Origin of the sequence: Sulfurovum sp., assembly GCF_049668085.1 — a bacterium.
In the GTDB taxonomy this organism is placed as follows: domain Bacteria; phylum Campylobacterota; class Campylobacteria; order Campylobacterales; family Sulfurovaceae; genus Sulfurovum.
The window spans coordinates 1-6,370 of the sequence record NZ_JBATIY010000149.1 but is presented as its reverse complement, the minus strand read 5'-3'; the positions used below and the strand labels follow the sequence as shown (position 1 = coordinate 6,370).

The 6,370-nt window shown below is 38.3% G+C and carries 7 protein-coding genes; 5 read left to right on the top strand and 2 right to left on the bottom strand.

Going from position 1 to position 6,370, the window contains the following annotated elements; translation table 11 throughout:
• The 5 genes from WBM70_RS09200 to WBM70_RS09180 form a co-directional block, all read left to right on the top strand.
• Positions 1 to 1,002: phytoene desaturase family protein (locus WBM70_RS09200; RefSeq protein WP_424558214.1), on the top strand; the 1,002-nt coding region annotated here is incomplete at its 5' end.
• The gene (locus tag WBM70_RS09195) at positions 995 to 2,002 is read left to right on the top strand and encodes a sensor histidine kinase (protein WP_424558213.1); all 1,008 of its coding nucleotides are present in this window, start codon (positions 995 to 997) and stop codon (positions 2,000 to 2,002) included. The genes WBM70_RS09200 and WBM70_RS09195, both read left to right, overlap by 8 nt.
• Positions 1,983 to 2,678: a LytR/AlgR family response regulator transcription factor gene (locus WBM70_RS09190; RefSeq protein ID WP_424558212.1), complete on the top strand. Its 696-nt coding sequence runs from the start codon at positions 1,983 to 1,985 to the stop codon at positions 2,676 to 2,678. The genes WBM70_RS09195 and WBM70_RS09190 overlap by 20 nt, the downstream gene beginning before the upstream one ends.
• Positions 2,679 to 2,804: 126 nt before the next feature.
• Positions 2,805 to 3,386, top strand: coding sequence for a hypothetical protein (locus tag WBM70_RS09185; RefSeq protein WP_424558211.1), 582 nt, complete (start codon positions 2,805 to 2,807; stop codon positions 3,384 to 3,386).
• Between the two features lie 78 nt (positions 3,387 to 3,464).
• The gene (locus tag WBM70_RS09180) at positions 3,465 to 3,830 is read left to right on the top strand and encodes an STAS/SEC14 domain-containing protein (protein ID WP_424558210.1); all 366 of its coding nucleotides are present in this window, start codon (positions 3,465 to 3,467) and stop codon (positions 3,828 to 3,830) included.
• Between the two features lie 52 nt (positions 3,831 to 3,882).
• On the opposite strand, the gene WBM70_RS09175 is transcribed toward WBM70_RS09180, so the two are convergent.
• Together WBM70_RS09175 and WBM70_RS09170 are read right to left on the bottom strand one after the other, a co-directional pair.
• Complete coding sequence (locus WBM70_RS09175; protein WP_424558209.1) at positions 3,883 to 4,878, bottom strand: dihydroorotate dehydrogenase-like protein; 996 nt, start codon at positions 4,876 to 4,878, stop codon at positions 3,883 to 3,885.
• Between the two features lie 2 nt (positions 4,879 to 4,880).
• Positions 4,881 to 6,370, bottom strand: a 1,490-nt coding sequence (locus WBM70_RS09170) for a 4Fe-4S dicluster domain-containing protein (RefSeq protein ID WP_424558208.1), incomplete at its 5' end; no start/stop codon positions are given.

The window sequence follows — 6,370 nt, the reverse complement described above, 5'->3', positions numbered from 1 at the left end:
ACCTTATGGCATAAAATAATTTCACTTACAAGTTTTTTACCTCTGCTTGCAAAATTTCAGCGTTATTTACGCATCAATGCGTATACGTTCATCAAAGATTTTTATGGAGATATTTCTGAAGAGTATCTTCGCTTTTTAGAGGCACAGATCTTGATAGTCGCCCAAGCACCGTCTCGTGAGATAAACTTCTTTACAGCGGCACTCTCTTTGGGATACACATTTAATGAAACACATTATGTACCTGGTGGTTTCAGTGCACTGTTCGATCAGATGACATCAAAAATGAAGGATGTGAGACGAAAGACAGAGATACTAAAGATAGAACGCCATACAGGCTATTTTACACTTCATACCAAGAATGAAACCATAAAATCCAAGCGGGTGATACTCAACTCTACGGTTTATGACAGTGGAAAACTTTTTGATCAGAGAGATACCAAGGTTGAACATTACTATAAAAAATATGAAAGACTCAACAATCACCAAAGTTCTTTTATGCTCTATATGACCATTAAAAGTACCAAGAAATATGAACATCATTATCAGCTCATTCAGGATGAGCCCTATGCTCACAGTATATCAAATGCAGTATTTGTTTCATTTTCAGATGTTGAGGATAATGTGTTCTGTGAAAAGGGACATTACAGTATTACTGCATCGATACATACAGACAGCAGATGGTGGGAAGATAAGAGTAAGTACAAGGCTAAAAAAGAAGAACTTAAAAATCAAATGATAAAGTCCATCTGTGATATACTAGATATTAATGAAAATGATATCGTACATCACTTTGCAGCAACCCCTAGAAGTTTTATGCGCTACATCAATCGTTCACAACTTGGAGGCAATGCGATCACTATGAAAAATTTTCTGCCAAAACTGCCTTCTAACGATTCGCCCATAAAAGGTTTGTACCATGTAGGTGATACAGTTTACGCGGCACAGGGGTGGCCAGGAGTGATGCTTGGAGTGGATAATCTCAAGAGGTTGCTTCATGTATAATATTGCGTTGCGTATTAAAACATTTGACTGGCTCTACATTTTGATCATAGGTGTAGTGTTTGCAATGCTTCTTTCTTCTTTAGGATATGTACTTCTAGAACGAGACTGGTACCAGGGGGCAATGTTTGGTGCTTTGCTTGGTTTTTCCATTACATTTTTTTCACTTGTTTTTATTACCTATATGAACCACTCTATTCTTCCTAAGATCTCAGAAATATTTTGGCTTCCATTAGCGATATTTTTCTCCTTTCTTTCGGGCTTTCTAGGTACATTGTCTAGTACCACTGCTGCAGAACTATTCGATATTGATCTTATTCCACTATTTCATACACACTCTGTACAAATCGCAGTAGCGATAGGTTTTCTAACCTATATCGTAGGTGCTTTGCTTTACCGTTTTGTCAAGATGCGTAACGAAAAGGAAGTCGTGGATCATCACTACGTGCAAAGTCGTCTTCGATCGCTTGAAACACAGCTCAATCCTCACTTTTTATTTAATGCCCTGAATTCTATAGCTGAACTCATCCATCAGGATAAAGACAAAGCAGAAGCTGCTATTTTAAAGGTCTCAACATTCCTACGCAACACTATGGATGAAAAAGCACTCATACCACTCAGTGATGAAGTTAGAAATGTACGAGATTATGTAGAATTGGAAAATATACGTTTCGCAGGGTTGATCCATCTGCATATAGATGATCCAATGCCTAAAATTAATGTACCAAAATTTTCTATCCAGTTACTTGTAGAAAATGCGATAAAACATGGTTTTATAGGCCGAAAAATTTTGCATATATCTTTGTCTTACGATATGTCAGAAAATAAACTCATACTTCAAAACGACGGTAAAGCAATGAAGAATACTTCATTTGGCACAGGACTTACCAATTTGGCCCAGCGTTTAAAACTTCTTTGTAAGGGTTCTATTGAGATCACAAACAAAGAAAAACCTACTTTTACACTTTATTTAGGAGATTGTTATGAAAATACTTATTGTTGATGATGAAGCACTTGCACTTGCAAGGCTCAAACGTATGCTCAATACATTGGGGTATGAGGATATTATCGAAGCTGACAATGCAGCAAGTGCTCTTGAAGAAGTAAAAGAGACACATTTTGACCTTGTACTGCTTGATATCAATATGCCTGAAACCAGTGGACTGGAACTGGGCTATGAGCTGCGTTATCATCAAGAAGATATTGCCATCATCTTTCAGACGGCTTATGATGAACATGCGCTTAAAGCCTTTGATATAGGTGCTGTAGGGTATTTGGTTAAACCTTTCAGTATGGAGCAGCTAGAGCAAACCATAGAACGTGTCAAACTGGAGGATAATAACAGTAACGATCTTCGTTTAATGAGTAAGACAGGTGAGAGTTATTATCTGCTTAAACCAGAAGAAGTCTACTATGTCAAAGCAGACCTTAGTGAGGTAATGCTGCGCTCTTCTAAGGGATTCTCTTACTATGCACAGAAGATCTCAGACCTTGAAAAAAGATTGTTGTCATATGATTTTATACGTATTCATAGATCTTATCTGATCAATATTAATAAGATCAAAGAGATAGAGACCATTGAGCAAAGCAAACTTCGTTTTTCATTTCAAGATATCTCTGACCAGATTGAATCGAGTAAAGATGGAGCAAAATCTTTTAGGAATCAATTTTCTGTATAGGGTTTGTATTTAAGATCATCTATTTCTGCCTCTGTAAATTATGATATCAAAAATGTATCATCCAACTATTGAGTTATGTATGTATAATATATAAGATGTGAATTTTGAGCCATAAAAGGGTTATCTATGAATGATAAGATCAGAGAGATCGTAGAAGAGATAGAAGCTATGAAGTTAAAGCTTGCTGAAGAGATCGCTCAGCACGAAAGTCATATCTCCTATGAGATCAAGAATGGTTATGTTACATTCGAAGAAGAGGTTTTAGAGAAGCAAAAAGAGAATATGAAAAACCTTTTAACGTGGTTTAGAGAAGTACCTCTTTTACATTTTCTTGCTGCACCTCTTATCTATGGGATGGTCATCCCTGCCATACTCTTTGATATCATACTTTTTGTTTATCAACAGGTCGTATTTAGAATCTTTAAGTTTACATTTATCAAACGAAGCGATTATATGCTTTTTGATCACCATTACCTTGGGTATTTAAATCCCATAGAGAAGCTAAACTGTCTCTATTGTTCCTATTTCAATGGTCTAATGTTGTATGCTTCAGCTATTTCCGGTAGATCAGAACTTTATTTTTGTCCCATAAAACATGCAAAAAAGGTTATTTCTCAACATAAGTATTATGATGACTTCTTATCTTATGGTGACGTGGAAGAATATCAGAAAAAGTTAAAAGAACTTCGTGACAATTCTGAAAAGTAATGTCTACAAATATTTTTTACATGAGGCATAGACTTTTGATATAATGATTTTTGGAATGTAGATAAAAAGGAAAGAGTGATGTTAAATGTCAATTTAGATAAAACGAATGGTATTGCCATCTTAAAGCCTGATGGGGCATTGGCAGAAGATGATTTTAAATCTGCTGCAAAGAGTATCGATGGATACATAGAAAAGTCAGGGAAGTTAAACGGTATTATTATACAGGTTGAGTCATTCCCTGGATGGGACTCATTCTCAGGATTTACGGCACATATGAAATTTATTAAAGAACATCATAAAAAAGTATCTTTTATAGCATTTGTAACAGATTCACCATTAGCAGATATTGCTGAGCATGTGGCAAATCACTTTGTAAATGCAGAAGTTAAACATTTTTCGTTCAATGAATTGGATAATGCAATAAAATGGATATGTGGAAATTGACTCCTATACATCGACATCTTCATGATGATTCCCTAAAAATACAACCTTCATTTTAGCGACGATACTGCTGTAATGCATACATATATGAGTTTCGTTCATAAGCAGCTGGGTTATCGGTGTGAGCCAGAGATATGCTCCCTTTCATCTGAGTGATAGAGTCATATTCGTATTTTTCCATCCATTGTGTGATCTCATTCAGTATAGTAACGACTTCGGATTCACCTTTCATTAAAAGCACTGACGCCAATGCCACTACATCTGCTCCACTCATGATGGCTTTGAGCACATCTTCTGCACTGTGAATGCCTGTATTGGCACAGAGTGAACAGGGAAGTTTTTTATAAAGGATCGCACACCATCGTAATGTCTCACTTAAATGGGTAGAGCTGGTGATATTGGCGCGCTGCAAAGCTGTAAGAAGTTCAAGATCAACATCGACACGTGCCGGATTATCAAAAATGGTTAGACCATTGGCACCTGCCTCGACAAAGCGTTTGGCCATATTTGCAGGGCTCGAAAAATAAGCGTTCATTTTGACGTTGAGGGGAATGGATATATGTTCCTTCACCTTCGCGACAGTATCAATATACATTTGTTCTACTGCATTACCCCCCATATCAATAGATGTAGGAATATAGGTAATGTTAAGCTCCAAAGCATCCGCACCTGCTTCCTGGAGTTTTTTCGCATATTTTACCCATCCTCCTGCAGAAACACCATTTAGACTGGCGATGATTGGAATTTGGGTAGCTCCTTTTATTTTTCTGATCTCTTCAAGATACTGTTCCGAGTTCAGGTTGTCAAAATCTACCTCACTGGGCAAATAACTGGTTGCCTCCGCATTCGAATCGCTGTGAATATGCAAAAAGTGGTCGATCTGATGAATCTCATGGTTGATCTCTTCTTCAAACAATGAATGCATTATCACAGCGGCAATGCCATTCTCCTCAAGCTTTTTGATACTATCAAGCGATGCTGTTAACGGTGAAGCACTGGCAATAAGGGGATTTTTTAATTCAAGCCCTAAATAAGTAGTCGTAAGTTCCATGGTCAGACCTCCTTTTGTGTTGGCTGATAATGTTCATGCAGATTTTGATACCGTTTATAGAGAGATTGAGCTGTCTTTGCCGCTGTTTTGAGGTAATCTCCTGCAGCAACAACATTCATTTTTTCTACCATTTTAAAACGGGTCTCACGGTACATAAAATCTTTGACATCTATTTTCGGTCCTTTGTAATCAAGTGTCATCGGATTTTCATTCTCTTTGATCCTATCTGGATTAAAACGGAATATAGGCCATAAGCCACTGTCAACAGCACGTTTCTGCTGATCAAAACCATATTTTAGATCATAGCCGTGAGCGACACAGTGTGAATAGGCAATAATGATCGAAGGACCATCATAGCGTTCTGCTTCAACAAAAGCTTTTACTGTTGCTTTGTCGTTTGCACCCAATGAAACTTTTGCCACATAAACATTTTCGTAATTGATAGCCATTGCAGCGAGATCTTTTGGCATTCCTGCTTTTCCTCCTGCAGCGAATTTTGCGACAGCACCCGTAAAGGTTGCTTTTGATTGCTGGCCTCCGGTATTGGAATAGACCTGGGTGTCAAGCACAAGAATATTGACATTTTTACCGCTTGCAAGTACATGATCAAGACCACCATATCCGATATCGTATGCCCAGCCATCTCCACCGATGCACCAGACAGATTTTTTGACAAGATAATCTGATATTTCCAATAAACATTTTGCTTCACTGCTTTCAAGTTTTTCAAGAGCAGATTTAAGGATCTTAACCCGCTCTCTCTGTTCGTTGATCTGTATTTCATCATGTTGAGGCGCATTGAGTATCGTTTCAACTAGATTGCTGTCAAGGTTGTTCTTTAGACCTTGGAGCAAGCTTTTGCTATGATCTGTATGGTTGTCAATGGCCAGACGAAATCCAAGTCCGAATTCCGCATTGTCCTCAAAGAGAGAATTTGACCATGCAGGTCCACGACCTTCATCATTTTTCTTCCATGGTGTTGTAGGAAGATTCCCCCCGTAGATGGAGCTGCATCCGGTAGCGTTAGCTATCACCATACGGTCTCCGAATAGCTGCGAGGCAAGTTTGATATAGGGAGTCTCACCACAGCCAGGACATGCTCCCGAGAATTCAAAGAGCGGTTCTAGGAACTGTGACTCTTTAAGATCATCATGATCAAGTTTTGAGCGATCAAGTGTTGGCAGGGAGAGAAAGTGATCCCATTGTGCAATGCCTTTCTCTTTAATAGGGGCAAGCGGTACCATATTGATCGCTTTGAGATTGGTCTGCGATTTATTTTTGGCTGGACAGACTTCAACACATAAGGCACAGCCGGTACAGTCTTCGACTGCTACGGAGATATTGAAAAGATCATTTTCACCGAATTTTTTCCCTTTGGCCAACTTGGAGGTAAAACCTTCAGGGGCTTGGTCCATAAAGGAGATGTCAAAGACATTGGAGCGTATGACCGAATGGGGACAGGCTGAAACACATTTATTGCACTGTATACAGG

Coding starts and splice junctions, on each gene's coding strand:
- WBM70_RS09180 (WP_424558210.1), top strand. CDS start 3,465: ATGTTAAATGTCAATTTAGATAAAACGAATGGTATTGCCATCTTAAAG.
- WBM70_RS09190 (WP_424558212.1), top strand. CDS start 1,983: ATGAAAATACTTATTGTTGATGATGAAGCACTTGCACTTGCAAGGCTC.
- WBM70_RS09185 (WP_424558211.1), top strand. CDS start 2,805: ATGAATGATAAGATCAGAGAGATCGTAGAAGAGATAGAAGCTATGAAG.
- WBM70_RS09175 (WP_424558209.1), bottom strand. CDS start 4,878: ATGGAACTTACGACTACTTATTTAGGGCTTGAATTAAAAAATCCCCTT.
- WBM70_RS09195 (WP_424558213.1), top strand. CDS start 995: ATGTATAATATTGCGTTGCGTATTAAAACATTTGACTGGCTCTACATT.